The organism is Streptomyces flavalbus (assembly GCF_042674625.1).
Classification (GTDB): Bacteria; Actinomycetota; Actinomycetes; order Streptomycetales; family Streptomycetaceae; genus Streptomyces; species Streptomyces flavalbus.
Genome location: NZ_JBHTEB010000001.1, coordinates 2,443,472 through 2,470,279 on the forward strand (window position 1 = coordinate 2,443,472; position 26,808 = coordinate 2,470,279).

A 26,808-nucleotide genomic window follows, 5' to 3' on the forward strand; every position below is an offset into this window, starting at 1 on the left:
TCGACCCGACCGGCCCGCGTGGCCGGTCCGCCTGTCGGGTTGCCTCGGCGGCGCTCCTCAAACAGTTCGCAAAGGCCACGGCGCCGACACCACAATGACCGGCATGAACACGACCGCGGACTGGACCGTCGCCCCGGAACCCGTCGGCTCCCCCGACGCCGTCGCCCTGTGGCGGGCGTACTACACGGAGGTCAGCGACCGCTGGTACCTGCTGCACGAGGGGCGCCGCACCGACCCCGCCGAGCTGGAGCGGGAGATCGCCGCCGACCCCGGCGACTCCCTCGCCCCGCCCACCGGGCGGCTGCTGGTGGCGCGGTACGGCGGGGTCGCGGCCGGGATGGCGGGCGTACGGCTGCTGGACGCGACGACGGCCGAGCTGAAGCGGGTCTTCGTGTACGAGGCGATGCGCGGCCGGGGCGGGGCCCCGCTGCTGGTCGCCGCCGCCGAGGACGCCGCCCGCGCGCTCGGCGCGACCCGGATCGTCCTCGACACCCGCGGCGACCTGGTGGAGGCGCGCACCCTGTACGCCCGGCTCGGCTACGAGGAGACCGCCCCGCACAACGACGAGCCGTACGCCGAGCACTGGTTCCGCAAGGACCTGGTCACCGGGAGCGGGCCAGCGGCCCGGACCCCTGCGGCTGCTCCCGGGTCGAGCCGCACAGCTCCTCGTTCAGCTCCCTGACCAGCAGGACCAGATCGGTGGGCCGGTCCGGCCCCCACCAGTCGCCGAGCAGTTCGGCCAGCGACTCCTCGCGGGCGTCCGCCAGCCGTTCGGCGACCGTCCGCCCGGTGTCGGTCAGCCGCAGCCCGAGCCCCTCCCGGAGGGCGAGGCGGCGCTCCTCGACCTGCCGGGCGGCCTCCAGGATCACCGGCAGCGGCACGGGGCTGTGCTCGGCGAGCACGCCCGGCTCGACCGTGCCGTACCTCTTCATCCGCAGCAGCAGCCAGCTCGCGGCGGGCAGCAGGTCGTAGCCCGCCCGGTCGGTGATCCGCTGGTAGACCGCGCGGCGGCCCTCGCGGGTGCCGAGCACGGACAGCGCGCGGCACACCTCGTCGTGGCTGGACCGCTCCACGGGGTTGCTGGCGAGGGTCTGGGTGGCGTCCGGCGCGGTGACCGAGCCGCGCAGCCGGTCCTCGCGCAGGAACCAGGCCAGCACGAAGCCGAGGAGGGCGACGGGGGCGGCGTACAGGAACACGTCGGTGATGGCGGTGGCGTACGCGTCCAGCGCGGCCGGGCGCAGCGGCGGCGGCAGGGCGGCGATGCCGCGCGGGTCGGACTCCAGGGCGTCGACAGAGACGCCCGGCGGCAGCGGTGTGCCGCGGAAGGCGTCGGTGAGCAGGTCGCCGAGGCGGCCCGCGAAGACGGTGCCGAAGACGGCGACGCCGAACGACGCCCCGATGGACCGGAAGAACGTCGCGCCGGAGGTGGCGACGCCGAGGTCCTCGTACGACACGGCGTTCTGCACGATGAGCACCAGCACCTGCATGACCAGCCCGAGTCCGACGCCGAAGACGAAGAAGCAGGCGCTCATCTCGGCGGTGGAGCTGTCGGCGTCCAGCTCGTGGAGCAGCAGCAGCCCGAGCGCGGTGACGGCGGTGCCCGCGATCGGGAACACCTTCCAGCGGCCGGTGCGGCTGACGACCTGTCCGGAGCCGGTGGAGGCGAGCAGCAGCCCGAACACCATCGGCAGCATGTGCACACCGGACATGGTGGGCGTGACCCCGTGCACGACCTGGAGGAACGTCGGCAGGTAGGTCATCGCCCCGAACATCGCGAAGCCGACGATGAGGCTGATGACGGCGGAGAGCGTGAAGGTGCGGATGCGGAACAGCTTCAGCGGCAGTACGGGTTCGGCGGCCCGGCGTTCCACGCGCACGAACACCACGGCGAGGACGACGGCCAGTACGACCAGGCCGATGATCTGCGGCGAGCCCCAGCCCCAGGTGGTGCCGCCGAGGGAGGCCGCGAGGACCAGGCAGGTGGCGACGGAGGCGATGAGGAGGGTGCCGAGGTAGTCGATGGTGTGCCGGGTCCGCTTGGGCGGCAGGTGCAGCACGGTCGCGATGACGGCGAGCGCGACCGCGCCCAGCGGCAGGTTGACGTAGAACACCCAGCGCCAGCTCAGGTGCTGGGTGAACAGCCCGCCGAGCAGCGGCCCGAGCACACTGGTCGCCCCGAACACGGCCCCGAACAGCCCCTGGTAGCGCCCCCGGTCACGTGGCGACACCAGGTCCCCGACGATCGCCATCGACAGCACGATCAGCCCACCGCCGCCGAGCCCCTGCAACGCCCGGAACGCGATGAGCTGCGGCATGTTCTGCGCCGCCCCGCACAGCGCGCTGCCGACCAGGAAGATGACGATCGCGGTCATGAACAGCCGCCTGCGCCCGTACTGGTCGCCGAGCTTGCCCCACAGCGGGGTCGCGGCGGTCGACGCCAGCAGATACGCCGTCACCACCCAGGACAGGTGGTCGAGGCCGCCCAGTTCGCTGACGATCGTCGGCAACGCGGTCGCCACGATGGTCTGGTCGAGGGCGGCGAGCAACATGCCGAGCAGCAGGGCGCCGATGGAGACGAGGACGTTCCCGGGCACATGCTCCTCGCCGGTGCTCCCGGGTGGCCGTTCGTCCCGTACCCCGCTCGCCATACCGTGCGTCATATCGCGGGCCTCCCCCGCCATGAAGTCCTCCCGGGGCTCTTGTGACACCTTCCATCGTGGCGGCTGTGTCCGGTTATGGCCTGTCGAGTCCCTTTGGAAGGGGTACTTCCGCAGGTCAGCGGCGCCGAAGTGGGGGATTGCGCGAAGAACGTGTGCGCACGGTCTGCATAATCTCTGGAGTTCGCAAGGGGAGGAACGAAGGCATGGCCAAGCCGAAGGGGCACCCGTGCCCGCAGTGCGGGGAACAGCGGGGCACGGACAACACCCCGTCCTGTGCGTGCGGCCGACGGGCGTCGGACGCGCTGCACCATGCCCGTACGGCCGAACAGGCGGCGGCGGAGGACTTCAACCCGCTGCGGATACGGCCGTACGTCGATCTGGGGGAGGTGGGGGAGGTGGCGGACCCGGGGAACGGGGACGCCGGAGACGCCGGGGACACAGCGGGCGAGGCCGCCGAGACGACGATGGCGCTGCACGCGGTGGACGCCGGGGACGTTGGGGGCGCCGGGAACGCCGGAGACGCGACCGTGGTGCTGCGCGCGGTGGACGCCGACGGGAAGCCGACCGCGACCGCCCCCGTCGCGGAGCCCACCCCCGTCGCGAAGCCCGCCGACGCCACGTCCCCGCTGCCCACCCCGCTCGCCCCGTCCGCGACCGAGCCGAGCGCCACGGACCTGCGGCTGTTCGAGGCCGGTGAGCGGGCGGACGGCCCGCAGAGTACGGCACCGCAGGCGCCCACGCCGGACGGCGGACGCGGCTCCCGGCGCCGCCGCGTCGCGCTGCTCGGCGCGGCGGGCGCCGCCGTGGCGGTGGTGGCGGCGGCCGGACTGGCCAACGGCGTGTTCTCCTACGACACCCCGACCCGGGACACCGCGATGCCGCAGGACGTACGGGAGGCGGTACCGGACACCTCCACCAACGCGGCGACCTCGGCCCCGCCCAGCACCGGCGCCGCCTCGTCCGCCGCGCCGACCTCGGCCTCCCCGAGCCCGTCGCCCAGCGACAGCGACAGCGACAGCGCCTCGGCGTCGGCGTCACCGTCGGAGGCGTCGCCGTCCGCGTCCGACTCCCCGCGCCCGTCGGCGTCGGCGTCCCCTCCCCCGACCACCGCGGCGGCCACCGCGACCGTCGGCCCCAACGGGGCGACGGGGGCCGCGGAGGGCCCCGTACTGCGCCGCGGCGACCGCGGCCCCGAGGTCACCGAACTCCAGCAGCGCCTGACCAAGGTCTGGCTCTGGAACGGCGACACCAACGGCTACTACAGCCACCGCCTGGAGGACGCCGTCCGCACCTACCAGTGGTCCCGAGGCATCCAGACCGACGAACTAGGGGTCTACGACGCCCAGACCCGGGCCAAGCTGGAGGCGGAGACGCCGGAGCTGTAGCGCCCGCCCCCTCAGGGGCGTGGGTGCTCAGCCCACGCCCGCCACATGCAGGCGTATCCCGCCGTCGGCCAGGGACTCCACCCGCACCTGCGTCAGGTCCCGCACCACCACATCAGGCCGGTGGTACCCGGCCCGCGCCCCCACACCGACCACCCGCATCCCCGCCGCCCGCCCCGCGGAGATCCCCGCCCCGGAGTCCTCGAAGACGACGCACTCCGCGGGCGCGACGCCCAGCTCCGCCGCCCCTTTGAGGAACCCCTCGGGGTCGGGCTTGCTCGCGCCCACCGACTCCGCCGTGACGCGCACGTCCGGCATCGGCAGCCCCGCCGCCGCCATCCGTGCCGTGGACAGCGCGACGTCGGCGGAGGTGACCAGGGCGTGCGGCAGCCCCCGCAGCGCGGCGAGGAACTCCCCCGCACCGGGCACGGCGACGACGCCGTCCATGTCGGCGGTCTCCTCCGCGAGCATCCGCGCGTTGTCGGCGTGGTTCTGCTCCATGGGCCGGTTCGGCAGCAGCAGCGCCATCGAGGCGTACCCCTGGCGGCCGTGGACGACCTTCATCACCTCGTCGCCGTCCAGACCGTGCCGCTCGGCCCAGCGCCGCCAGACGCGGTCCACGACGGCGTCCGAGTTGACGAGGGTGCCGTCCATGTCGAGCAGGAGGGCGCGGGCGGTGAGCACGGTCGGGGCCGTCATCGGCAACTCCAAAACAGGGAGAACGGGGGTCCCGGGAGGGGGACAGAGCGGCCCCGCCCGCCGGTCAGGGAAAACGGGCGGAACCACTTTGTTCCTCTACGGTACAAAACCTGGCGACCACCCGCCACCACCGTCACCGATCCTTGACCTGATGTTCAGCCGAGCGCACCGGCTCGCACCCGTCTCACCCGGTCACGGCCTCCCACAGGCTCCACAGCCCGAGCCCCAGCATCAGCAGCGCCGCGATCTTGGTGATCAGCCCCAGCGGCACCCGCCTCATCAGCGCCTTCCCGCCGACGATGCCGATCCCGGCCACCGACCACAGCGCGAGCACCGCGCCCAGGCCGACGGAGAGCGGGTCGTCGTAACGGGCCGCGAGGTTGGCCGTCATGATCTGCGTGAGGTCGCCGAACTCCGCGACGAGGATGAGCATGAAGCCCGCGCCGGAGACCTTCCAGAACGACTGGTCCCGCGGTTTGCGGACCTCCTCCTCACCGTCGTCGTGCTTCATCAGCAGCATCGCGGCGCCGCCCAGGAAGAGCACGCCGGTGAGCGCGTGCACCAACTGCTGCGGCAGCAGCGTCAGCACGCTGCCCGCCGCCACGGCGAGCGTGACGTGCAGGGCGAAGGCGGCGGCGACGCCGACGAAGACGTACGAGGCGCGGTAGCGGGTGCCGAGGACGAGCCCGGCGAGCGCGGTCTTGTCCGGCAGTTCGGCGAGGAAGACGACGCCGAAGGTGAGCGCCATCACGGTCAGGCTGAGCAAGGGTCCCTCAATCGGTCGGGGCTGTCCCCCACCGAGAAGTACGGGCCCTTCGGACGCGACACCTCGGCAGGGACAGCACACTCGGCGCCCGCGCCACGGGGGCACGGGCGTGCACTGTCTGCCGAAGGTCTCGCTGGCCGGTCACCACGACCGCGGGGCGGTCGGGATCATCCGGCTCCGGGCGCCGGCCCAGCCTGGGCTGAGCAGTATGTCGACGGTCCGGCGAAGAGCTACTCCCCTTCTGCGCCCCCCATGGTACGCGACACCCACACCGGGGGCTCAGCCGCGATCCCGGCCGGGAAAACCCGGGGGGCGTCCCCTGCCGGGAAACCCCACCGGGCATCCCCGCCGGAAAAGCCCCGCAGGACGCCCCCCACCGGGAAACCCCGACCGGACGCCCCCCACCGGGAAACCCCGGCCGGACGCCTCCGCCCGGAAAACCCACCAAGCGACCCCCGCCGGGAGAACCCCGCCGGACGCCCCCGCCCGGAAACCCCACCACGCATCCCCGCCAGACTCCCCCCACCGGGAACCCAAACCGGACGCCCGCGGCCGGGCAGGCCCCCGCCGCACAACCCCCGCCGGGCAGGCGCCCGTCGCGATCACCGTCGCAGACCTTGTCGTGTCATGAACACGTCACTAACTTCTCACCGTACGCACACCCACACGCAACACCCCACCGCGAGCATTCCCTCGCTCGCTGCAACACCCCCATCCCCCAAGGGAGTTCACCATGCCGAAGTTCTACGCGCGTCGACGGCTCAGCATACTCGCGGCCCTCACCGGATTCACCGCCTTCGTCGGACTCTTCACCGGCCCGACCGCCTCCGCCGCCCTCCCCACCCCGGTGAGCGCCGCCACGGCCCGCTCCTACCTCGCCACCCTCCCCGTCCGCACCGAGAACCGCACCGGCTACAGCCGCGACCTCTTCCCGCACTGGATCACCATCAGCGGCGCCTGCAACACCCGCGAGACGGTCCTGAAGCGGGACGGCTCCAACGTCGTCACCGACTCCTCCTGCGCCGCCACCAGCGGTAGCTGGTACTCCCCCTACGACGGCGCCACCTGGTACGCCGCCTCCGACGTCGACATCGACCACCTCGTCCCGCTCGCCGAGGCGTGGGACTCCGGCGCCAGCTCCTGGACCACCTCCCGCCGCCAGTCCTTCGCCAACGACGTGACCCGCCCGCAGCTCATCGCCGTCACCGACGACGTCAACCAGGCCAAGGGCGACCAGGACCCGGCCACCTGGATGCCGTCCCGCACCACCTACCGCTGCACCTACGTCCGCGCCTGGGTGCAGGTGAAGTACTACTACGGCCTGTCCGTCGACTCGGCCGAGAAGAGCGCGCTGACGAACTACCTCGCGAGCTGCTGACCCCCGGCCCCCGGCACGGATTTCCGGAACCGCCCCGCCGTCCCCCGTCGTTCCGTACGGTACGGGGCGACGGAGGAGGGTGATCGACCATGCCGGAACTGCGCCTCGGGCCACTGCTGAGGTACGCCGACGGCTCGTCCGCGACCGTCTGGGTCGAGGCGAGCCGTCCGTGCACCGCCGAGGTGCGCGCCCCGGACGGCACCGCCAAAGGCACCGCCCGCACCTTCCAGATCGCGGGCCACCACTACGCCCTCGTCGAGGTGACCGGCCTCACCCCGGGCACCTCGACGCCGTACGAGGTGTTCCTGGACGGCACGCGCGTGTGGCCGCCGCCGGGGTCGCCCTTCCCGCCGTCGGCCATCCAGACCCCGGCCGCCGAGACGGGCACGGACGGCACCGTCCGCGTCGCCTTCGGCTCCTGCCGCTGGGCCGCGCCCCCCGCCGCCGAGGACGACCCCGTCGGCCCGGACGCCCTGGACACCCTCGCCGCCCGGCTGGCCGCCGACCCCACCGCCGAACGCCCCGACGTCCTGCTGCTGCTCGGTGACCAGGTCTACGCCGACGAGGTCTCCGACGCGACGAGACGCTGGCTGTCCGCCCGCCGCGACCTGCGCGAACCCCCCGGCGACCAGGTCGCGGACTACGAGGAGTACACCCGCCTCTACTACGAGTCCTGGCTCGACCCGGAGATCCGCTGGCTGCTCTCCACCGTGCCGAACTGCATGGTCTTCGACGACCACGACGTCATCGACGACTGGAACACCTCCGCCGCCTGGCTCGCCGACATGCGGGCCACGCCCTGGTGGCGGGAGCGGCTGCTCAGCGGCCTGATGTCGTACTGGGTCTACCAGCACCTGGGCAACCTCACCCCCGCCGAACTGGCCGCCGACCCGGTCTACGACGCCGTACGCGCCACCGCCGACGGCACCGACGTGCTGCGCACCTTCGCCGCCCGCGCCGACGCCGACCCGGCCGCCGTCCGCTGGAGCTACCGGCGCGACTTCGGCCGCGTACGGCTGCTGATGGTGGACTCCCGCGCGGCCCGGGTGCTCGCCGAGGACGCCCGCTCGATGCTCGACCCGGGCGAGGCGGCCTGGCTGCGCGACCAGGCGCTGGCCGCGCCCGGCTCCTACGACCACCTCCTCATCGGCACCTCGCTGCCCTGGCTGCTGCCGCACCTCGTACATGACGTGGAGGGGTGGGACGCGGCGCTGTGCCGGGGCGTGAAGGGGGCGCGCTGGGCACGGTTCGGGGAACGGCTGCGGCGGGCGGCGGACCTGGAGCACTGGGCGGCGTTCCCGGCGTCGTTCGACGCGCTGGCGGCGCTGGTCGCGGAGGCGGGCGGCGGCACGGACGCCCCGGCGACGGTGTGCGTGCTCTCCGGCGACGTCCACCACGCGTACGTCGCCGAGCCGACCTGGCCGTCCGGCGCGCCGGTCCGGCCGACCGCCCGGGTGGTGCAGCTCACCTGCTCGCCGGTGCACAACTCGGTGCCGCTGTCCATCCGGCTCGGCTTCCGGTTCGGGTGGAGCGCGGTGGCGCGGGCGCTGGGGCGGCTGGTCGCCCGGCACGGTCGCCTGCCGCGGGCGGCGGTCGACTGGCGCAGGACGGGCGGGCCCTGGTTCGGCAACCAGCTCATGACGCTGACCCTGCGCGGTCGTTCGGCGCGGCTGCGCCTGGAACGCGCGGCCCGCACGGGCCGGGACACCCGCCCCGCCCTGCGCACGGTGACGGAGAGGGACCTGTCCCTCTGACCACCGCCACGCGGGGCCGGATCACCCCACCGCCGCCACCCACCCGAACGGCACCGTGAAGCACCCCACCCGGCGCTTGGTGTGGTCCCGCGCGTCATGGAGGACGACGGAGCCCGCCTCGGCGCGCCGGAAGCCCCAGTCGTGCCGGGCGACGGCGTGCCCGGCGCCGTGGCGGTCGGCCCGGAAGTCCAGCCAGACCTCGTTGTGCGGGTTGGCGGCGACGGGGTCGTCGGAGGGCCGGTGCTGGTAGTGGCCGCCCGCCGCGGCGGGGTCGGCGCCGCAGGGCTCGCGGTGCACATGGACGTCGTACCGGGCGCCCGGCCGCATCCCGGTGACCCGCAGCCGCACCGTCGTGGCACCGTCCGGGTCGGTCCGCTGCCCCACCTCGATCCACGCCCCCTCCGGGACCAGCAACTGGTCGTACGTGACCGCCGCCGGGGCGACGTAGGAGAGGGACGGCGCGAACCGCGCGTCCGTCCGCATCGAGTAACCCCCGGCACCACCACCGGTACCGGCCGCGAGCACGGCCGCGGCGACGGCGACGGCGCTCATCCCTGCCACCATGATGTGTACGTTCCCTCACGTTACGGACAGACGAACCGGGCATGTGTGAACATGCCTCATCGAACACGCAAGCCCCCCGTGAACCAACTGTCACACCCCGGGCGTACGCTGTATGGCTGTCATCGGCCCGTCCTGCCGCCCCGCGTCACCGCGGCATCAGGCTGGCCCACGGGGGAGTCACGGGGAGTCGCGGTGCTGGAGAGTATGGGGTCACTGACCGGGAGCCCCTGGATCTACGCCGTGGTGGCCGTGTCGGTCCTCCTCGACGTCTTCCTGCCGGTGCTGCCGAGCGGGGTGCTGGTCATCATGGCGGCGACGGCGGCGGCCGCCCAGACGGCCGCGCACTACGTCCCCGACATCCTGGTGCTCACGCTCTGCGCCACCACCGCGTCCGTGCTGGGCGACCTGGTCGCCTACCGGCTGGCCCGGCGCGGAGGCGCCCGGCTGGACCGGGCGCTGTCCCGCTCGCGTCGGCTGCGCGGCGCGCAGGAACGCCTTGGCGCGGCGCTGGCGAAGGGCGGCGGCGCCCTGGTGGTGCTGGCGCGGTTCGCCCCCGCCGGACGCTCGGTGGTCTCCCTCGGCGCCGGGGCGGCGCACCGCCGGGTGCGGGAGTTCCTGCCGTGGTCCGCGCTGGCCGGGCTGTCCTGGGCCACGTACAGCGTCGCCCTCGGCTACCTGGGCACGCACTGGCTGGGCGCGCCCTGGCTGGCCACGGCGGTGTCCATGCTGGCCCTGCTGGGCGCGGGCGCCGCCGCGACATACCTGGTACGCCGCCGCCCGGCGTGAGCACCGGCCCCCGGTGCGGCGGGGCCCGGCGGTGGGCGTCGGTCCCAGGCGGGTGGCGTGGCTACCCGGCCGCCTTGCGGGCGGCCGCGCCCCGTATCTCCAGACCGGCGAGGAGTTCGGCGGTGGCCTCGGCGACGGCGTCGACGGCCCGGTCGAACACCTCCTGGTTGTGCGCGGCGGGGGCCCGGAAACCGGACACCTTGCGGACGTACTGCAAGGCGGCGGCGCGGATGTCGTCCTCCGTCGCCTCCTCGGGCAGCGCGGGCGGGCGGAGCGTCTTGATACTGCGGCACATGGTTCCAGTCTCACCTTCCTGAACGTTTCCGGCACGGGCCTCCCGACGACCCGCCCGACCTGTCATGATCACTTCTGGCGGCCACCGCACCCGGGGCCGACCGACGAGAGGAGCCGTACGGCATGACACAGGACGTACTCCAGAACCGCCTGACCATCGCGGTGCTCGGCCCCGGCGGGGTGGGCGGGCTGCTCGCCGCGCTGCTGTCCCGCTCCGGACACCGGGTGGTCTGCCTGGCCTCGGAGACCACGGCGGACACCCTGCGCACCCGTGGACTGCGCGTCCGCAGCGGCCAGTTCGGGAACTTCACGGCCGAGGTGGAGGCCGACACCGAGCTGCGCGCGCCGGTGGACGCCTGCCTGATCACCGTCAAGGCGACCAGCCTCGACGCGGCCCTGACCCGCCTCCCCGCCGCCACGGTCGGGGACACCCTCCTCGTCCCCTTCCTGAACGGCGTGGAGCACCCGGCCCTGCTGCGCGCCCGCTACCGCCCCGAGCAGGTGGCGCCGTCCACGATCCGCGTCGAGTCGACCCGGGTGGCGCCGGGCGAAATCGAACACGGTAGCCCGTTCGCGCAGATCGACCTGGCGGGCGACCCGGTCCCCCGCCCCCGCCTGGACACCCTGGCGACGGCGCTCACGGAGACGGGCGTGACCACGCAGGTCCTTGACGACGAGACCGCGGCCCTGTGGGCCAAGATGTCGTTCCTCGCCCCGATCGCCCTGCTCACCACCCGCTACGGCGTCCCGCTGGGCGAGATCCGCGGCCGCCACCGCGAGGAGCTGACCGCCCTGGTCACGGAGACGGCGGCGGTGAGCCGGGCCTGCGGCGGCCCCGCCGACCCGCAGGGCGTGCTCGCCCGCTACGACACCTTCCCGCCCGGCACCAAGTCCTCCATGCAGCGCGACGCGGAGGCGGGCCGCCCGCTCGAACTGGACGCCATCGGCGGCGCGTTGCTCCGCGCCGCGACCCGGCACGGCGTCCCCGTCCCCACGGCGACCCGAGTGGTCACGGAGCTGACCCCGCAGGCCGGTTAGGAACCACGAGGCGAGGAACCGCCAGGCAACGAACCGCCAGGCAACGAACCGCCAAGCCAGGAACCGCCAGGCTAGGCACCACCAGCCTGGGACCCGCCCCCGGAATCCACCCCGAGGTCCACCCGCCAGTCGTTGCAGGTGATCGGGTTCCCCTTCGGGTACTCGAAGCCGACCTCGCCGAGCAGGGTGAACCCGGCCCGGCGGCACACGGCGTTGGACGCCGCGTGGCTGACCTTCGGGTAGGCGTGCAGATACCGGTGCCGACCGGCCGTCCGGGCCGCCCCCACCACGGCCCGGGCGGCCCGGACGGCCAGCCCGCGCCCCTGGAACCCGGGCAGCACCCCCCACCCGGTCTCCCACACCAGGCCGCCCCGCCACTCCCGCTCCCAGAACCCGACCGACCCCACGGTCTCCCCGCTCCCGGCCAGCACCACCCGGTACATCCGCCCGTCCCCCAGCTCCAGATACCGCCGGTGCCGCGCAAGCACCTGCTCCTCGCTCTCGGGCCCGCCCAAGTGCTCGGTCATCTCCGCGCTGTTCAGCCCGCGCAGCACCCACAGGTCCGCCTCCCCCCACGCCTCGAGCCGCACTTCGTCACCCATGTCCGCCACACTAGGACGAGGGTCTGACACTCCCGGGAAAACTCGCGCCCCAAAATCGAACAGGCGTAGCATTGGGCCGTGGCTACGACCTACGACTTCCCCAGCGACCTCCTCGCCGGTCAGGAGGAGCTGCATCAGGTCAGGGCCGAGCTGTCGGCCCTGCTGAAGCGGCTGCCCTGGTCGGTGGAGCCCGTGGACGGCTTCAGCGACGACAACGGCTGGCGCAAGGTCGAACGCCCCGCCTCCCCCGGCTGGACCGCCGACGAACAGGCGGAGGTGGAGAAGCTGCGCCGCCGCGAACACGAACTCGCCGTCTTCGTCACGACCCACCGCTACTGGTCCGAACTCACGGGCCAGGACCGGGTGGCGGCCCGCTCGCACCTCAAGCACGCCCACGAGCCCCCGCCGGACCACGACGGGCGGTAGCCCCACGGAAAACCACTGGCAGGACGTCACCCCCCGCCCCTACGGTGCTGCCGAGCCCCATCGCCGAGGCAAGGACGTGCCGTTGTACACCGTGTGAGACCCCCCGAGAGCTGATCGGTCGCGCGTCGCGTACTTCCGCGCCGCGCTGCTTCTTGCTGCGGATTTCTCACTGGAACCGGTGTACTCCTGTGCTCAACACCTGGGTGGTCACGCCCACCTGCCTGCCTGCCGTCCTGCGCCGCTGCCCGGCCTGCGCGTCGGACCGCTTCCACGCGAACGGCAAGTTCCGGGTCAACGCCAACCACAAACTCCTCGACGCCTGGCTGCTGGTCCTCTGCACCGGCTGCGGGGACACGGCCAAACTGACGGTCCTGGAGCGCGCGCATGTGCGCTCCATCCACCCCGACCTGCTGACCCGGATGCACGACAACGACCCGACCCTGGCCGCCGAACTGCTCCAGGACCCGGCCCTACGGCACCGCAACCGCGTCGCCCTCGACTGGACCGGCGCCTGGCGTCTCGACACCGACGGCCCGGACCACCTGGACCACGAAGTGCTCGACGTCTCGGTCCGCTTCGCGGCCCGCATCCCCGTCCGCCCACTCCGCCTGATCGCCGACGGCTGCGGCCTCTCCCGCGCCGAGACCGAACGCCTCCTCACCGACGGAAGACTCGTCTCAGCCGTCCGTCTGGGCGGCAGGCTCTCCGACGACTTCACCTTCACCCTCAAACGCTGACGTCCCCCACCGGACAGCACAGGGGCCCCTCGCACGATCCGCGAGGGGCCCTGTTCCCGCCCTGGTGTCGCGGGGCCATCCCGCGACCGCTGTCTCGCCGCTGCGGGGTGGCCTCGCCTTCGCTGTAGTCGGCGCTGGGCTCGGCGATGGTGGCCGGTGGGATGTTGGCGGGGCCGGTGCTGGCCGTGTCGTCGCCTGACGAGCGGGTGGTGAGTGTGGGCGCCGTGATGGCGGTGGCCGCGGCGAGGTGCCGGAGTCTCATGGTCCCCCCGGGAGGTGAGATACGGGGGAAAGATGCCAGCGGGCGCGTCAGTTGACGAGTCGGTTCGCGGAGACCAGCCAGCGCCAGCGTCGACGTTCTGTGACGAGGGTGGCGGAGGCCAGGAGGGTCACGGGAACCGCCACCCAAGTCGGCCAGGCCAGCCATGACGAGACCACGGCGGCGGCGAGCTGGAGCAGTACCAGCAGGATCGTGGCCCACCCCGGGACCGCGATGATCACGTTGGCTTTGTCCCCCGGGGTGGAGAACACCGTCGGAAGCCCGATCAGAACCAGCACGGACAGGGCGGCGAGCAGCCAGGAGTGGCCAGCCAGTGCCCAAGGGGTGGCCACCCACGCGACGAGTTCCGTCACGAAGCGCAGCGCGGACGCCGCACGGTCGTCCGGTCGTCTCACCATCGATGCCCCACCAGCAGCGTCCGTCACCGGGGGACGATCTCACGACGCGCGCCTGACGGCCAGAGGCGGAGGGGCCAACCTCCGCGCGGACCGGTGTCTGACCGGGAGGGAGACCGGCGATTTCAGGGTCTCAGCAGCTCTCGTCGTCCTTTACCGCGAACAGAGTCACGAGCGTGTCAGTGGGGTGCGTGCCGGGCGCTGGGTCCTGGCTGCACACGGTCCAGTTGCGGTCGAGGATCTGCAAGCGGTTCTGGCCGCTGGCGTCCTGGTCGTCGAGGACGTAGAAACCGGCGGCTTGCGCCTCGTCTTGGGCGGCCTGGAGATCCTTGCCGACGAGGTTGGGCAGCTTCGCGGTGTCGGCTTTGTCATCCTCGGTGGGCGTTTCAGTATCTGCCTCGGGGCTGTCGGTGTCCTGCTTCGGCTGGCCGCTGGTGTGCTCGGCGGTGGTGTCCGGCTTGGTGGGGCCAGTGTCGTCGGTGCTCTCACAAGCGGGGAGCGCCAGCAGGGCTGTGGCGATGAGTGCTGCGGCAGTGGTTCGGGTGCGCATGATGTCCCCAGGGCGGTGCGGTACCTACGGGTCCAGCTTGCGTCGCATAGGGGTCACCTGCAGGCTGAGTGACGTTCCCGTGACACGAGCGGGCACCAAAACGAGCAGCAGGCCGGGCTCCAAGCGGTCACCTCCAGGCGCTGACATTCCGCCTGTGGGTCCCAACTATCGCCTAGATGATCTGCAGAAGGCCCCCCGCGGATCATGCGGAGGGCCTCTGCGCTGGGTGGGCGCGGACGGTTTCGAACCGCCGACATCCTGCTTGTAAGGCAGGCGCTCTACCGCTGAGCTACGCACCCGGGACAAGTCGACAGCCTACATTGTCCGAGGTGCTGCCCCGCAAACTCTTACCGAGAGCAGGGCAGGGCGTAGCCATCTTAGAGACTGAGCGGTAGCGCGACCTGGATCCAGGATCGCTGCTCAGCCGCGTGCCCCGAGCGGTGTTGGACACGCTGGTTGCCCGCGTTCGCTCCGCGTCCGGCGCCGACGGATCGTGTCCGTGGTCCGGGGATGCAGGGGCGGGATCCCTCACGCCCTGGGGCACCCGGTCCGGCCTGGACGGTCCGATGCCCGTACCCATCGCTCTGGTGGGTACGGGGCGGTGTCGTCCGTCGCCGGATCGGGTGCCCCAGGGCGCGCCGTCCGATCGCCACGGCGGCCGCGTCATGGCGGCTGGTTTTCCGGTTCTTGCTGGTGAGGGGTTTCTGCCAGTGCTGGGCGCCCCAGCGGGAGGTGTAGGCGGGGTCGACGGCGACCAGCGGGATGCCGAGTTCGGCGGCCATGGACACCAGCCGGGCGCGCAACCGGGCGACGGGCATCCCGGAGACCAAGCGCCGGAAGCGCTTGCGGCGGCCATGCTTCTCCCGCGTGGTCTCGGCGGTGAAGTCCAGATCCTCCATCGCGATCGCCAGGTGGTACCGCTTGGCCCAGTGCAGGAGACGGATGAGGGCGTGGCGGACCTGGGCGTCGCGGTGCGCGGCGGTGCCGGTCAGGTCGTAGTCGAAGCGGCGTGGGGAGCCGACCGGGTTGCCGTGCACGTCCAGGCGCCATGCGGCCAGGTGGTCGGCATTCATGTCCACGCCGACCACGCCCGCCGCGCGGGCGGTGGACAGCGGCACGGTCGGGGCCGGGGGAAGAGTCCAGGAGGCGGTCAGGTACCAGCGGTCCCGGTTGGTGTCTTCGTGGATGCGGTAGGCCACCGCCCGGTGCGCGGTGACGCGGTCGCGCCAGGTCTCGCCCCGGTGCCGGAACACGACTCGCGCGACGAGGACGTAGCGGCCGTGTGGGGCGTTGGCCAGATGAGCGAGCGGGGCCGGGAGGCGGATGCTCACCCTGCCGTCGGGGCTGACGCGGATGGTCTCGTTGCCGTGGCGCTTGCCGGACTCGCCGTCGGCCTGAAGGAACCGGCGGGATGCCTCCCACCGGCGGCGCCACCCCTCTGCGGTGAGCTGGGCCCGCTGAAGGTGGTGGCGGGTGGTCAACAGCCGTTTGCCGCCGCGCACCACCCGCACCCGCCCCGCCTCCCGGTCGGCGCGCTCCCGGTCCAGCCGGTCCTCCAGCACCCGCAGGCGACGCGACTTCGCGAACCACTCCCGCTCGCTGCCGTAGCCGCCTGCCGCACGTTTCGTTCCCTTCTCCCGATGGGCAGGGACAGTCGACGGCGGACCGCGGCGATCCCGGCCTCCAGGCTCTGCAGATGCGCGGCCTGACCTCGCCTCGCCAGCGCCCACTGATCGTGTGTGGCCTTCGTGATACTGCCCGCCCACCGTGACGACGACTCACCCGTCAACGCCCGCTTACGTTCCGCCCACCGGTCGGCGTCGTGATCGAAACCGTCCGCACACCGCGCCCTCATATCCCGGGAAGCCAGCGAGCCGAGATGGCCGCCGACCAGGCGCAACACCTCCTCATCCCCGCGGGTCAGGCCCTTGAGCCGGGCCCGGATCGCCACTCCCACGGGGCCGGGCACCACGAACGATGCCGCCACCTCCCACAGCACAGCCACCCCACCCACCCCCCTGCGCCAGTCGAAGATCCCGTCACCGCACCCAACGACACCATCCACGAAAAGTCACGCGTTCGACGGACAAACTCACGTTCACATCAACCACAAACCCGCCTCCACGACCGACTACCAACACCGACACTCACCCACGCCCACGAAGGCCTACTGGGGATAACCCCACCCCCGATCCGGGGACGGCCCGGATGCCCGTGGGGGCGGTGGATCTCTACGGTCGTAGGTGTCGACAGCGCACCGGCTGTCCCAGGTGATCAGGGGGAACTCCTCATGTCCAGCTCTCGCCCGCGCCGTACCGCCGTCCCCGTCCGCGCAGCCGCCGTCGCCGGGGCCGTGGCGGTGCTGCTCGCGGGGGCGACCGCCTGTGGGGCGTCCGCCGAGGATGACAGCGACCCCGAGCACCGCACCTTCCCCGTGGCGGGCGGCACGCTCACCGTCGACTCCGACGACTCGACGCTGGAGATCATCGCCGCGGACTCGAACGCGGCGGGAAAGGTGGAGGTGACCCGCTGGTTCCAGGGGTCGGTGGTGGTCGGGTCCGACCCCAAGGTCACCTGGTCCATGACGGGCGACCGGCTGAAGCTGCGGGTGAAGTGCAGCGGCATGGTCGCGAACTGCGCGGCGAAGCACCGCATAGAGGTCCCGCGCGGGATCACCGTCAAGGTCGAGGAGGGCGACGGCAGCGTGCGGGCCCGCGGGTTCGAGGACCCGCTGGAGATCAGCACGGGCGACGGGTCCGTCGACGTCACCGACTCCACCGGGCCGCTGACCGTGCGCACCGGTGACGGCTCCATCCACGCGGACGTCACCTCCCGCGAGATCCGCGCCCAGACCGGGGACGGCTCGGTCGACCTCGCCCTGGGCGCCGTACCGGACCTGGTGGACTCCCGCACCGGGGACGGCTCCGTCACCATCGCGCTGCCCGCCGCCACCTACCGGGTCACCACCCAGACCGGCGACGGCTCGGTGAACGTGTCCGTGCCGCGCGCCGAGTCCAGCGCCCATGTGGTGAACGCCCGCACCGGCGACGGCAAAGTCACGGTGCGAACCGCGAACTGACCGGCCCGTGTGTTCGTCCCTAACCGGTGGGAGAATGACACCGGGCAGGGTGGATCACAGCACGGGAGAGGGATGTGACGGCGACACCAGCGCAGCCGTACTCGCCGTCGGGGTCGCGCGTGCGCGACCGCCGGGTCACCGCTCCGGTCCCCAGCAGCCCAGTCGCCCGCCCGGCCGCCGGTCCGCTCAGGGATCTGGTCACGCTCGCCGCCCTGCCCCTGGTCGTCGTCCTCGCCCTGCCCGTCGCGTTCGCCGGAGGCGGCGGCACCCGGCGCTGGTTCGGCGGTCGGGCCGAGAGCCAGCGGGCCGAGGCGCAGGCCGCGAAGGACGCCGCCGCGGCGGCGTTCTACGAACTCGACACCGCCCAGCGTGACCTGCGCATCTCCATAGAGACGATCACCGCCGTCGACGACTCCCCGGCCGCCCGCCGCGCCACCGGCGACTTCGCCGCGATCGGCCAGCGCATCGACGAGGCCAGCCACCGCTACATCCAGGCCGTCGACGCCCACGACCTCGACCGCGACGACCTGGAAGCCTCCGTCGCCGCCCGCGCCCGCACCGAACTGACGCAGGCCAAGGAGGAGCTGGAGCGGGTCAAGAAGGACCTGGACCGGTTCGCCGACGGCCTCGGCCCGCTGCTCGGCAAGGCCGAGACCCAGCTCGCCAGGCTCGCCCCGGCCGTCGAGCGCGCCCGGCAGTCCCTGCTCGCCGCCTCCAACGCCCTGGACGCGGTCCGCGCCTCGGAGCTGGCCGCCGACGACCTCGCCGCCCGCCTCGCCGCCCTCGGCCCCGAGCTGACCCGGCTGAACCAGGGCGCCGGGCAGCACGGCGTCCCGCAGACCCTGGAGCGTGCCGAGCGGGTCGCCCGGGAGGCGGAGGCGATCCGCGCGGAGGCCGAGCGGCTGCCGGAGCGGGCCGCCGAGATCGACCACCGGCTGGTCTCCCTGCGCACCCGCGCCGAGGCCCTCACCACCCGCGCCGGGCAGGTGGAGCCGGTCCTCAGCGAGCTGCGGCGCCGGTTCACCGCCGCCTGCTGGCAGGACCTCCAGCACGTACCCGAGCAGGCCACCGAGACCGTACGGCAGGCCGAGCGGAAGCTCGCCGAGGCGCGGGCCGCGCGGGAGGCGCAGCGCTGGCCGGACGCCACCGCCCTGCTCTCCACCGCGCGGGCGCTGCTGAACAGCACCGACGAGGCCGTCTCCGCCGCCGGTGACCGGCTGCGCCGACTGAACGCCGTGCAGAAGGACCCCCAGCAGGAGATCGACCGCACCCGGTTCGCCATCCGCGACGCCCAGCGGCTCGCGATGGCCGGGCGCAACACCCCCGACCCCCAGCACGCGCGCCCGCTCGACGACTCCGTGGCCCGGCTGGAGCGCGCGATCGCCTCCCTGGAGGGCCGCCACCCCGACTACTGGCACTTCCTCACCGAGACGGAGGCGGTACGGCGGACGGTGGCCGGTGTCGTCGGCCGGATCCGGGAGGAGCGGGGCGCTACGACGGGGCACTGACGCCGGTTAACCTGTGCCCATGCCTCGCTACGAGTACCGCTGCCGTACCTGCGGCGACACCTTCGAACTGAGCCGCCCGATGGCCGACTCCGCCGCCCCGGCGGCCTGCCCCGCCGGGCACGACGACACCGTCAAGCTGCTGTCGACGGTCGCGGTCGGCGGCACCGCCAGCGCCCCCGCACCGGCCCCCCGCGCGGGCGGCGGAGGCGGCGGTTGCTGCGGAGGCGGCTGCTGCGGCTGACCCCCCAGCCCTGCGGCTGACCCCCAGCCGCCGCACTCAGTCAGCAGCCCCCACCAGCCTCACCCAGCGGCCCGCCTGAACAGCCGCCCCGGCCTCACCCCGTACCCCCGTCACCACCCCGCACCACCCGCAGGAACTCCCGCAACACCCGCTCCCCCGCCAGCACCCCCCGCTCCGGCAGCGCGCCGACCGTCGGCGCGCTCCATCCGGCGTCCGCCAGCTCCCCGTGCCCGGGGCGCCAGCCCCGGTCGGCCGCGAGGAGCAGGTCGGCGTCGAGCAGGGAGTCGCCCGCGGCGAGGGTGAGGGAGGCGCCGGTGCGGTGGGCGACCTCGCGCATGGCGGCGCTCTTGGTCAGCGGCTTCGGGACGGCGTAGAGCTTGCGGCCCTGGAGGGAGACCGTCCAGCCGCGGTTCTCCGCCCACACCGCCAGTTCCTTCACCCAGTCCTCCGGCAGCAGCTCCCGCTCCACGACCAGGTAGGCGAAGAGGTCCTCCGCGATCCGGTGCTTGCGCACCCACGCCGGGTCGGCCGTCGTGCGCAGGTGCTCGCGGACCTCCGTGAGGGGCGCGCACTCGTCGGCGAGCCGGGCGGTGACCCGCCCGTGCCAGTCCGCGTCGGACACCCCGTCGACCAGCAGGTGCCCGCCGTTGGCGCAGATCGCGTACCGGGGCGCCGGACCGGGCAGGTTGACGCGCTCGTACTGCTTACGGGTCCGGGTGGTCGTCGGCACGAACACCGCCGCGTCCCCCAGCTCGGCCAGCAGCCCCGCGGCGGTCTCCGTCAGGTAGGACAACGGCTTGCTCTCGTGCACCTCGACGCAGAGCAGCCGGGGCGCCCGCGCGTCCGGCATGGTCAGCGCGAGGGCCGCCGAGGAGTAGATGAGCGTACGGTCCAGGTCGCTCGCCACCAGCACCGGCATCAGCCCGCCACCGCCTTGCCGTCGGCGCCGGTCGCGCCCCGCGTGTACCGGGGGTGGATCAACCCCACGCAGGAGTACGGCAGTTCGTCGACCTCCTCGACCACCACCCCCCGCTGCCCGGCGAGCAGCCGCACGTGGTCGAGGTCGGCCCCGGCGCCCTTGCGCGCGAGGATCTTCCACGGCACCCGGCGCAGCAGCACCCGCGTGGTCTCGCCCACGCCCGGCTTGACCAGGTTGACGTCGTGGATGCCGTACTCCTCGCTGATCCGCTCGACGGCGGCCCAGCCCTCCCAGGTGGGCGTGCGGTCGGCGGACAGCAGTTCCTTCACGGCGGCGTCGACCGCTTCCGCGACCTCCTCGAAGCGGGCGGAGACGGCGTTCAGGAAGTCGCCGGAGACGTCGGCCCCGGCGAGTTCGCGGTAGAACTTCGCGCCGTGGAAGTCGTCGGGGCCCACCAGGTCGGCCCGCAGCACGGTCCGGGAGATCAGCCCGGAGACGGTGGAGTTGAGGCAGGCGGACGGGATGAGGAAGTCCTCTCGGGTGCCGTACGTCCGTACGCACGACCCCGGGTCGGCGAGTACGGCGATGTCGGGGTCGAACCCGCCGATCCCCTCCCGTTCCTCGAACTCCCGCACGGCGGCGGCGAGTTCGCGGCTGATGGCGCCCTTCCCGGTCCATCCGTCGACGAAGACGACGTCGGCGGGGTCGTGGTGCCGCGCCAGCCAGCGCAGCGCGTTGGCGTCGATGCCGCGCCCGCGCACGATGGACACGGCGTAGTGGGGCAGTTCGAGGCCGTGCCGGTAGCGCGCCCAGCGCCGCATCAGCACCCCGACCGGCGTGCCCGCCCGGGCCAGCGACACCAGCACGGGCCGCGGGGACCGCTCGGCGAGGACGGTCTCGGTGACCACGCCCACGGCGTGCGCGAGCCGGTCCGCGGAGGCGTCGAGCGCGGCGTGGAAGAGGCGCTGGTACTCCTCGCTCGGCTGGTACTCCACCGGCAGCGACTCGGCGTAGTGCGCGCCGCCGCTCTGGATGGCCTCCTCGCGCTCCTCGGTCGGCGCCTCCAGGGTGACGTCCGACAGGTCCTGGAGCAGCCAGCCCACCTCCTCCGGCGCGTACGAGGAGAAGGCGGGGCCGCGGAGGGGCTCGGGCAGCATGGGGGGCCTTTCAGGGGCGTGCGCGGGAACGTACGAGGGCACCACGGCGAGCAGGACGTGCGGGACGTGCGCGGCGAGCTGGTCCAGCAGGCCCCCGGCGGCGTGCAGTTCGGGCGTGTCGGCGGTGGAGTCCACGACGGCGACCACCGCGTCGAAGCCGCCGCCCGCGACGTTGTAGGCGTACCGCTCGCCGGGCCCGTCGGCCGGGTCGTCGTGGGCCGGGAAGACCAGTCGGCTGCGGATGGCGTACCCGGGGTCGTCGACGGCGAGGACGGGTGACCGGGTCGTGGTGGAGAACCGTACGTCCACGCCGTGGGCGATCTGCTCCAGCTCCCGGGCCAGCCGCAGCGGGGCGTACATCAGCTCCTCGCACCCCAGCACCAGCACCCGCCGCGCCGACGCCGGGAGGGCCTCCGCGAGCCGGGCGCCCAGCGCGGGCAGGGCGCGCTCCAGGCGCCGCCGGTGCGCGGGCGTGAACCCGTGCCGACCGCCGTCGGGCACGCCGCCGGGCCAGCGCAGCGCGACCCGCCGCACGGAGCCCCGCTCGGTGAGCGCGGCGGGCCCCGCACCGCCCTCGTGCGCGGCGACGAGGGCCTGCCCCTTCTCCAGTACGCCGTCGGGCAGCCGTACGCTCCCCCGCGCGGCGGCGACCAGCTCGACCCGGGCGCCGATCTCCCGGCCGAACGCGGTGAGCCGCTCCTGGTCGTGCGCGGAGCGCATGTCGACCAGCGCGACGACGACGTACCGCTCCCGGGGCCAGCGCTCGTGCAGCGCCCGTACGGTGTTGAGGACCGTGTTGCCGGTGGAGAACTCGTCGTCGACGAGGACGAGGGGCCCGTCCCCGGCGAGGAAGCGGTCGTCCTCGGGCAGCAGCAGGTGGGAGGTGGCGTGCGAGTGGGACTCCTCGAACCCCCCGGCCGTGGCGACGCCGTCCACGGGCCGCCGCGTGGAGTGCAGGTACGGCACGTCCCCGAGGCCGTCCGCGACGGAGTGCCCGAGCCCGGTCGCGGTCTCCGCGTAGCCGACGACGACGGCGCCCCTCGGGTCACCGAGCAGCTCCCGCACCCGCCTGCCGAGGGCGAACCCAGCGCCGTACACCACCGAGGGTGACTGCGGTACGTGCTTGCCGAGCACGTGGGAGACCAGCAGGTGGGCGCGCTTGGGGTTGCGGCGCAGGGCCAGCCCCAGCAGCTCCCGCACCTGGCCGTCGCCGACGAGTTCGACGCCGAGCCGCTCGGCCACCCACGTACCCGACCAGACCCCGTTGGCCCCGTTGGCCCCGTTGTTCACTGCGTTCGTCATCCGTCCCTGTCGTCCCTCAGCCGGGTATGCCCGCGGCGAGCAGTTCCACGAAGCCGATGTCCTCGTTGGCCACGCCGAACACCTCGGCGCGCAGCACGGTCCGCTCGGCCCAGGCGCGGTGCGGCTTCACTTCGTTCATCTTGTTCGTGTACGCGGACCGCAGCACGCCGCCGCCCTCGCGTTCGGGTCGCAGTATGTCCTGGGCGTCGCTGTACTCCTCGTGGCTGACCACGGACAGCGCGTGCACGGGCGGCACGTGGGAGGGGTGGATGCAGGTCTTGCCCAGCAGTCCGTTGGCCTGGTCGAGGGCGATCTCGCGCAGCAGTCCGTCCATGGCGTGCTCGATCAGCGCGGCCCGCAGTTCGTCGGCCTGCCCCTCCAGGAAGGGGCTGCGCCGCAGCTGCGGCTTGAACATGCGCTCCTGCACGCGGAAGTACTCCCAGACGGGCCCGGTGACGGTGAACCCGGTCCCGTCGGCCCGCCCCAGCATGTTCACCACGTCGGAGATCACCGACGCCACGACCTGGACGTCGTAGGCGGTCATGTCGGACGCCCGGCGCAGCCCGTACGACGAGCAGAAGTCGGTCACCCCGAGCCGCAGCGCGAGCACCCGGTCGCGGAACTTGTCGACGGCGCGGTAGATGCCCTCCAGGGTCCCCACCCGGGACTCCCGGTAGAGCAGCTCGGGCGACTCCAGCACCGGCATGGCGAACAGCCGCCGCCCGGTCCCGGCCTCGGCGGCCTGGAGCGCCTCCAGGAACGGGATGCCCCGCTCCTCGGTGAACTTGGGCAGCACGAATCCGGACAGCAGCCGGACGGCGGGGCCGAGCCGCCGCGCGAGGTCGGGGATCTGCTCGGGCGCGCGCACCCGGATGAACAGCAGCGGCGGCTCGCCGCCCGCGCCCCGCCCCGCCAGCTCGGTGAACTGCCGTACGAGGTTCTCCTCGGCGTCGGGGACCTCCGCGTCGTCGATGGAGTCCTCCAGGCACAGCACCATCGAGACCACGCCCCGTGCGCCCTGTTTGACGACGTCGTCGGCCAGCCGGGGCCGGGTCGCCGGGCTGTAGAGCGTGGCTCCCAGGGCGGCGGCGAGCAACCGGGCCGGGGAGTCCGCGGTGAACGTGCACGGCTCCCGGTAGAACAACCGATTCCGCACCTCAGGGGCGATGTGCCCGAAATGACGCATTGAACTCCCCTGTGGTGACGGTGTGACCCTGTGGACTGTCCACGGGTGGCCGGTAATAGTACGTATCAATCCATGTCGGCGGTTCCCGCCGGGCATGAATTCCAAGTAACGCACGTGAGCCAACTGTGCGCCCCCCGCGTTGTCGTGAGCAGGACCGAGAAGGCAGGATGACGGCATGACGCACGCGATGCTGAAGGGGTCGAACGTCCCCCTGGAAGCCACCACGGTACGCGCCGTACTGCGCTGGACGCCTGGGCAGGGGGTGCCGGACGTCGACGTCTCCGCGCTCCTGCTGGGGCCCGAGGACCGTGTGCGTTCCGACGAGGACTTCGTCTTCTACAACCAGCCCCGGCACCCTTCCGGGAAGGTCTGGCGGCTGGGCAAGAAGCGGGCCGCCGAATACCTGACCGACACGATTCAGACAGACCTCTCCGGCGTCCAGCCGGACGTCGGGCGCATCCTGCTGGTCGCCTCCGCGGACGGGGTCGCCTTCGACCGGGTACGGGATCTGCGCATCCTCCTCCATGACGCGGCGGACGCCGACGGGGAGCCGGTGGCGACGTTCGACGTGACGCCGGAGACCGGGCAGGAGACGGCGCTGATCTGCGGCGAGCTGTACCGGCGGGGGGAGGGGTGGAAGTTCCGGGCGCTGGGTGAGGGGTACTCCAACGGGCTGAAGGGGCTGGCGACGGACTTCGGGATCTCGGTGGACGAGTCGGAGTCCACGGACGCGGGCGTGGCCGCGCCCGCCGCGCCGGAGGTCTCCGCGCCGCTGCCCCCGGAACAGCCGACGGCCATCACTCCGGCACCCGCGCCGACGTACGGCTATCCGCGGCCCGCGTCGGTCTCGTCCGCCCCGGCGTACGGCTACCCACAGCCCGCGTACGGCTACCCCCCGCCCCTGCCGATCCCCCCGGGCCCGGACCCCAACTTCCACCTCCCACCCCAGGGCCCCCAGTTCATCGGCCGCTGACGTGACCGCGCCCACCTGGAGGCCACGGGGGCGTTGACCATACCCACCTAGGGGCGCGGGGAACTGCGCGCCCAGCCACCGACGGGCCGCACCCGAAGAACCACCGCACGCACGGCTGTCAACGCTGGGCCTTCGTCTTGTAGCCCCGCCCCCACTGGAGGCCCCAGCCGTACAGGCGGTCCAGTTCGCCCTGGAAGCCGTAGACGAACTTCACCTCGCGGCGGACGATGATCTCGCCCTTCACGTTCTCGATCATCACCACCGCGCAGGACCGCGCCTGCGGGTGCCGTTCGTCCAGGTGGATCTCGATCCGCGGCCCGTTGCTCGGGTACAGCGTCACCACCGCCTGCGTCCGGTCGAACGCGGGCGTCTGGTCGTAGATGTACGCGAAGACCAGCAGCCGCTTGATCGCGTCCCGGTGGTCCAGGTTGACGTAGATCGTCTCCCCGGACGCCGACCCGAACCGGTCGTCGCCGCTCAGCTTGACGTACGGCGGCGCGTTCACGTCCCCGAGGTAGCCCCCCAGCGGCTGTACGACCCCCTTCGTGCCGTCCTGGAGTTCGTACAGGCACCCGAGGTCCAGGTCGACGTTGACCATCGACTGGCTGTGGCCCATCACCTCCGGCGGCTTCAGCGCCTTGAAGGGGTGCCGCAGCAGACTCTCCCGCTGCGGCCCCCCGAAGTCGGACGTCCGCATCCGCCAGTTCAGGTTGATCCGCAGGTGCCCGGTCGCCGCGTCCTGCTTGGTCAGCGACACCTGCCCGTGCCGTCTGGTCAGCTCGATCGCGTTGCTCGACGCGCTCCCCGAGTCGAACTGGGGCGTCCGCCCCCGCCACAGCAGTCCGTCGAACAGTCCCATCAACGCCCCCACCCAGCCAGCCACCACCGGCACGACCCAACAAGAACCAGCGAACGGGGCGGCGCCGAGGACACGTCCTCCACACCGCCCCGTTCAGAAGCGTTCCCACACCCGCGGGAACGTCACACCCCGGAAGAGACCTCGGCCTTCTCACCAGAGGACCCGGACGACCCCTCCGCCGCCTCCAGCGCGCGGTTGCGCCGCACGGAGGACCAGAAGGACGCGGCGATCAGGAAGACGCCGACCAGGCCGGTGATGACCTCGTGGATCTCGTACTGGATGGTGACCAGCAGGATGACCGCCAGCGCGCCGATCGCGTAGTGCGCGCCGTGCTCCAGGTACACGTAGTCGTCCAGCGTGCCCTGGCGGACCAGGTAGACCGTCAGCGACCGGACGTACATCGCGCCGATGCCCAGGCCCAGCGCCATCAGCACGATGTCGTTGGTGATGGCGAAGGCACCGATCACGCCGTCGAAGGAGAAGGACGCGTCCAGGACCTCCAGGTAGAGGAACATGAAGAACGCGGCCTTGCCGGCGAGCAGGATCGCGGGCTTCTGCTTGCCCGCCCGCTTCGCCTCTTCCTCCTCCTCGTGCTCGCGTTCCTCTTCCTCTTCCAGCCGCTCCTCGAAGTAGCCGGAGAGGCCGCCCACCACCATGTACGTGATCAGACCCGCGATACCGGAGAGCAGCACCGTCTCCGCCTTGTCGGCGGACCCGGCGTGCAGGTGGGCGTGCGTGGCGAAGGTCATGGAGGAGATCAGCAGCACGATCAGCGCGATGCAGACCGACAGCATGTCGACCTTGCCCAGCTTGGCCAGCGGACGCTCAAGCCAGGCCAGCCACTTGATGTCCCGGTCCTCGAAGATGAAGTCCAGGAAGATCATCAGCAGGAACATGCCACCGAACGCGGCGATCGCCGGATGCGCGTCGGTGACCAGCTCCTGGTAGCGGTCCTTGTCGGTCAGCGCGAGGTCCACGGCCTCGATCGGGCCCATCTGCGCGCTGATGGCCACGATGACGACGGGGAACACCAGCCGCATACCGAAGACCGCGATCAGGATGCCGACCGTGAGGAAGATCTTCTGCCAGAAGGCGTTCATCTTCTTCAGGATTCCGGCGTTGACCACCGCGTTGTCGAACGACAGCGAGATCTCCAGGACGGAGAGGATCGCCACGATGCCGAACGCGGTCCACCCCCCGTAGAAGACCGCCGCGACCAGGCCGAGCGCGGTGACCACGAACGACCAGCCGAAGGTTTTCAGTACCACTGGCT

At 72.7% G+C, this 26,808-nt stretch carries 25 protein-coding genes, 1 tRNA gene and 1 pseudogene; 12 read left to right on the forward strand and 15 right to left on the reverse strand.

Annotation, left to right across the window (positions count from 1 at the left end; all coding sequences use genetic code 11):
- Window positions 1–103: 103 nt before the first annotated feature.
- Window positions 104–682 (forward strand): GNAT family N-acetyltransferase, encoded by a 579-nt coding sequence (locus ACFQZ6_RS10885; RefSeq protein WP_381607094.1) that lies wholly within the window; start codon window positions 104–106, stop codon window positions 680–682.
- Here the strand turns inward: ACFQZ6_RS10885 and ACFQZ6_RS10890 are convergent.
- Window positions 603–2,681: an MDR family MFS transporter gene (locus tag ACFQZ6_RS10890; protein ID WP_381618219.1), complete on the reverse strand. Its 2,079-nt coding sequence runs from the start codon at window positions 2,679–2,681 to the stop codon at window positions 603–605. The two genes, ACFQZ6_RS10885 and ACFQZ6_RS10890, sit on opposite strands and share 80 nt — an antisense overlap.
- Before the next feature lie 182 nt (window positions 2,682–2,863).
- On the opposite strand from ACFQZ6_RS10890, the gene ACFQZ6_RS10895 reads away from it, so the two are divergent.
- Window positions 2,864–4,045, forward strand: a complete 1,182-nt coding sequence (locus ACFQZ6_RS10895) for a peptidoglycan-binding domain-containing protein (protein WP_381607096.1) — start codon at window positions 2,864–2,866, stop codon at window positions 4,043–4,045.
- A gap of 27 nt (window positions 4,046–4,072) precedes the next feature.
- Here the strand turns inward: ACFQZ6_RS10895 and ACFQZ6_RS10900 are convergent, their stop codons facing one another.
- Window positions 4,073–4,741, reverse strand: coding sequence for an HAD family hydrolase (locus ACFQZ6_RS10900; protein WP_381607098.1), 669 nt, complete (start codon window positions 4,739–4,741; stop codon window positions 4,073–4,075).
- A 184-nt stretch (window positions 4,742–4,925) separates the two neighbouring features.
- On the reverse strand, window positions 4,926–5,507 hold the full coding sequence (locus ACFQZ6_RS10905) for a TMEM165/GDT1 family protein (RefSeq protein WP_381607100.1): 582 nt from the start codon (window positions 5,505–5,507) through the stop codon (window positions 4,926–4,928).
- Window positions 5,508–6,240: 733 nt separating this feature from the next.
- Between ACFQZ6_RS10905 and ACFQZ6_RS10910 the strand changes: the two genes are divergently transcribed.
- Window positions 6,241–6,885, forward strand: coding sequence for an HNH endonuclease family protein (locus ACFQZ6_RS10910; protein ID WP_381607102.1), 645 nt, complete (start codon window positions 6,241–6,243; stop codon window positions 6,883–6,885).
- A gap of 89 nt (window positions 6,886–6,974) precedes the next feature.
- The gene (locus tag ACFQZ6_RS10915; RefSeq protein WP_381607104.1) at window positions 6,975–8,639 is read left to right on the forward strand and encodes an alkaline phosphatase D family protein; all 1,665 of its coding nucleotides are present in this window, start codon (window positions 6,975–6,977) and stop codon (window positions 8,637–8,639) included.
- 21 nt (window positions 8,640–8,660) lie between these two features.
- On the opposite strand, the gene ACFQZ6_RS10920 is transcribed toward ACFQZ6_RS10915, so the two are convergent.
- Window positions 8,661–9,191: a superoxide dismutase family protein gene (locus tag ACFQZ6_RS10920; protein WP_381607106.1), complete on the reverse strand. Its 531-nt coding sequence runs from the start codon at window positions 9,189–9,191 to the stop codon at window positions 8,661–8,663.
- Between the two features lie 204 nt (window positions 9,192–9,395).
- Here ACFQZ6_RS10920 and ACFQZ6_RS10925 point away from each other — a divergent pair, with 204 nt between their 5' ends.
- Window positions 9,396–9,989: a DedA family protein gene (locus ACFQZ6_RS10925; protein ID WP_381607108.1), complete on the forward strand. Its 594-nt coding sequence runs from the start codon at window positions 9,396–9,398 to the stop codon at window positions 9,987–9,989.
- 61 nt (window positions 9,990–10,050) lie between these two features.
- Here ACFQZ6_RS10925 and ACFQZ6_RS10930 read toward each other — a convergent pair whose 3' ends face one another.
- On the reverse strand, window positions 10,051–10,284 hold the full coding sequence (locus ACFQZ6_RS10930; RefSeq protein WP_381607110.1) for a DUF2277 domain-containing protein: 234 nt from the start codon (window positions 10,282–10,284) through the stop codon (window positions 10,051–10,053).
- A 122-nt stretch (window positions 10,285–10,406) separates the two neighbouring features.
- Here ACFQZ6_RS10930 and ACFQZ6_RS10935 point away from each other — a divergent pair, with 122 nt between their 5' ends.
- Complete coding sequence (locus ACFQZ6_RS10935) at window positions 10,407–11,321, forward strand: ketopantoate reductase family protein (RefSeq protein ID WP_381607112.1); 915 nt, start codon at window positions 10,407–10,409, stop codon at window positions 11,319–11,321.
- 71 nt (window positions 11,322–11,392) lie between these two features.
- Here the strand turns inward: ACFQZ6_RS10935 and ACFQZ6_RS10940 are convergent, their stop codons facing one another.
- The gene (locus ACFQZ6_RS10940; RefSeq protein WP_381607114.1) at window positions 11,393–11,923 is read right to left on the reverse strand and encodes a GNAT family N-acetyltransferase; all 531 of its coding nucleotides are present in this window, start codon (window positions 11,921–11,923) and stop codon (window positions 11,393–11,395) included.
- Between the two features lie 78 nt (window positions 11,924–12,001).
- On the opposite strand from ACFQZ6_RS10940, the gene ACFQZ6_RS10945 reads away from it, so the two are divergent.
- Both ACFQZ6_RS10945 and ACFQZ6_RS10950 read left to right on the forward strand, forming a co-directional pair.
- Entirely contained in the window at window positions 12,002–12,349 is a 348-nt protein-coding gene (locus ACFQZ6_RS10945) for a hypothetical protein (protein ID WP_381607116.1), read from the forward strand.
- Window positions 12,350–12,537: 188 nt separating this feature from the next.
- Window positions 12,538–13,086 carry a DUF1062 domain-containing protein gene (locus ACFQZ6_RS10950; RefSeq protein WP_381607118.1) on the forward strand — a complete coding sequence of 183 codons (549 nt, stop codon included), beginning with the start codon at window positions 12,538–12,540 and terminating at the stop codon, window positions 13,084–13,086.
- A 309-nt stretch (window positions 13,087–13,395) separates the two neighbouring features.
- On the opposite strand, the gene ACFQZ6_RS10955 is transcribed toward ACFQZ6_RS10950, so the two are convergent.
- The 4 genes and pseudogenes from ACFQZ6_RS10955 to ACFQZ6_RS10970 form a co-directional block, all read right to left on the reverse strand.
- Window positions 13,396–13,764, reverse strand: a complete 369-nt coding sequence (locus ACFQZ6_RS10955) for a hypothetical protein (RefSeq protein WP_381607120.1) — start codon at window positions 13,762–13,764, stop codon at window positions 13,396–13,398.
- Between the two features lie 130 nt (window positions 13,765–13,894).
- Window positions 13,895–14,311, reverse strand: coding sequence for a PASTA domain-containing protein (locus ACFQZ6_RS10960; RefSeq protein WP_381607122.1), 417 nt, complete (start codon window positions 14,309–14,311; stop codon window positions 13,895–13,897).
- A gap of 227 nt (window positions 14,312–14,538) precedes the next feature.
- A tRNA-Val gene (locus ACFQZ6_RS10965) sits at window positions 14,539–14,610 on the reverse strand.
- A gap of 78 nt (window positions 14,611–14,688) precedes the next feature.
- Window positions 14,689–16,316: pseudogene (locus tag ACFQZ6_RS10970) on the reverse strand (IS200/IS605 family accessory protein TnpB-related protein).
- Between the two features lie 285 nt (window positions 16,317–16,601).
- On the opposite strand from ACFQZ6_RS10970, the gene ACFQZ6_RS10975 reads away from it, so the two are divergent.
- From ACFQZ6_RS10975 to ACFQZ6_RS10985, 3 genes are all read left to right on the forward strand, one after another.
- Entirely contained in the window at window positions 16,602–17,390 is a 789-nt protein-coding gene (locus tag ACFQZ6_RS10975; protein WP_381607124.1) for a DUF4097 family beta strand repeat-containing protein, read from the forward strand.
- A 74-nt stretch (window positions 17,391–17,464) separates the two neighbouring features.
- A complete protein-coding gene (locus ACFQZ6_RS10980) occupies window positions 17,465–18,898 on the forward strand; it encodes a hypothetical protein (RefSeq protein WP_381607127.1) in 1,434 nt (477 codons plus the stop codon).
- Window positions 18,899–18,917: 19 nt separating this feature from the next.
- A complete protein-coding gene (locus ACFQZ6_RS10985) occupies window positions 18,918–19,139 on the forward strand; it encodes an FmdB family zinc ribbon protein (RefSeq protein WP_381607129.1) in 222 nt (73 codons plus the stop codon).
- 94 nt (window positions 19,140–19,233) lie between these two features.
- On the opposite strand, the gene ACFQZ6_RS10990 is transcribed toward ACFQZ6_RS10985, so the two are convergent.
- The 3 genes from ACFQZ6_RS10990 to ACFQZ6_RS11000 are packed head-to-tail and all read right to left on the reverse strand — an operon-like array spanning window position 19,234 to window position 23,703.
- Window positions 19,234–20,058, reverse strand: coding sequence for an HAD family hydrolase (locus ACFQZ6_RS10990; RefSeq protein ID WP_381607131.1), 825 nt, complete (start codon window positions 20,056–20,058; stop codon window positions 19,234–19,236).
- Window positions 20,058–22,517, reverse strand: coding sequence for a phosphoribosyltransferase (locus ACFQZ6_RS10995; RefSeq protein WP_381607133.1), 2,460 nt, complete (start codon window positions 22,515–22,517; stop codon window positions 20,058–20,060). Before ACFQZ6_RS10995 ends, ACFQZ6_RS10990 begins: the two co-directional genes overlap by 1 nt.
- Before the next feature lie 16 nt (window positions 22,518–22,533).
- Complete coding sequence (locus ACFQZ6_RS11000; RefSeq protein WP_381607135.1) at window positions 22,534–23,703, reverse strand: HpcH/HpaI aldolase/citrate lyase family protein; 1,170 nt, start codon at window positions 23,701–23,703, stop codon at window positions 22,534–22,536.
- 175 nt (window positions 23,704–23,878) lie between these two features.
- Between ACFQZ6_RS11000 and ACFQZ6_RS11005 the strand changes: the two genes are divergently transcribed.
- Window positions 23,879–24,676: a TerD family protein gene (locus tag ACFQZ6_RS11005; RefSeq protein WP_381607137.1), complete on the forward strand. Its 798-nt coding sequence runs from the start codon at window positions 23,879–23,881 to the stop codon at window positions 24,674–24,676.
- A gap of 118 nt (window positions 24,677–24,794) precedes the next feature.
- Here ACFQZ6_RS11005 and ACFQZ6_RS11010 read toward each other — a convergent pair whose 3' ends face one another.
- Complete coding sequence (locus ACFQZ6_RS11010; protein WP_381607139.1) at window positions 24,795–25,535, reverse strand: TerD family protein; 741 nt, start codon at window positions 25,533–25,535, stop codon at window positions 24,795–24,797.
- A 122-nt stretch (window positions 25,536–25,657) separates the two neighbouring features.
- The gene (locus tag ACFQZ6_RS11015) at window positions 25,658–26,803 is read right to left on the reverse strand and encodes a DUF475 domain-containing protein (protein ID WP_381607141.1); all 1,146 of its coding nucleotides are present in this window, start codon (window positions 26,801–26,803) and stop codon (window positions 25,658–25,660) included.
- Window positions 26,804–26,808 lie beyond the last annotated feature (5 nt).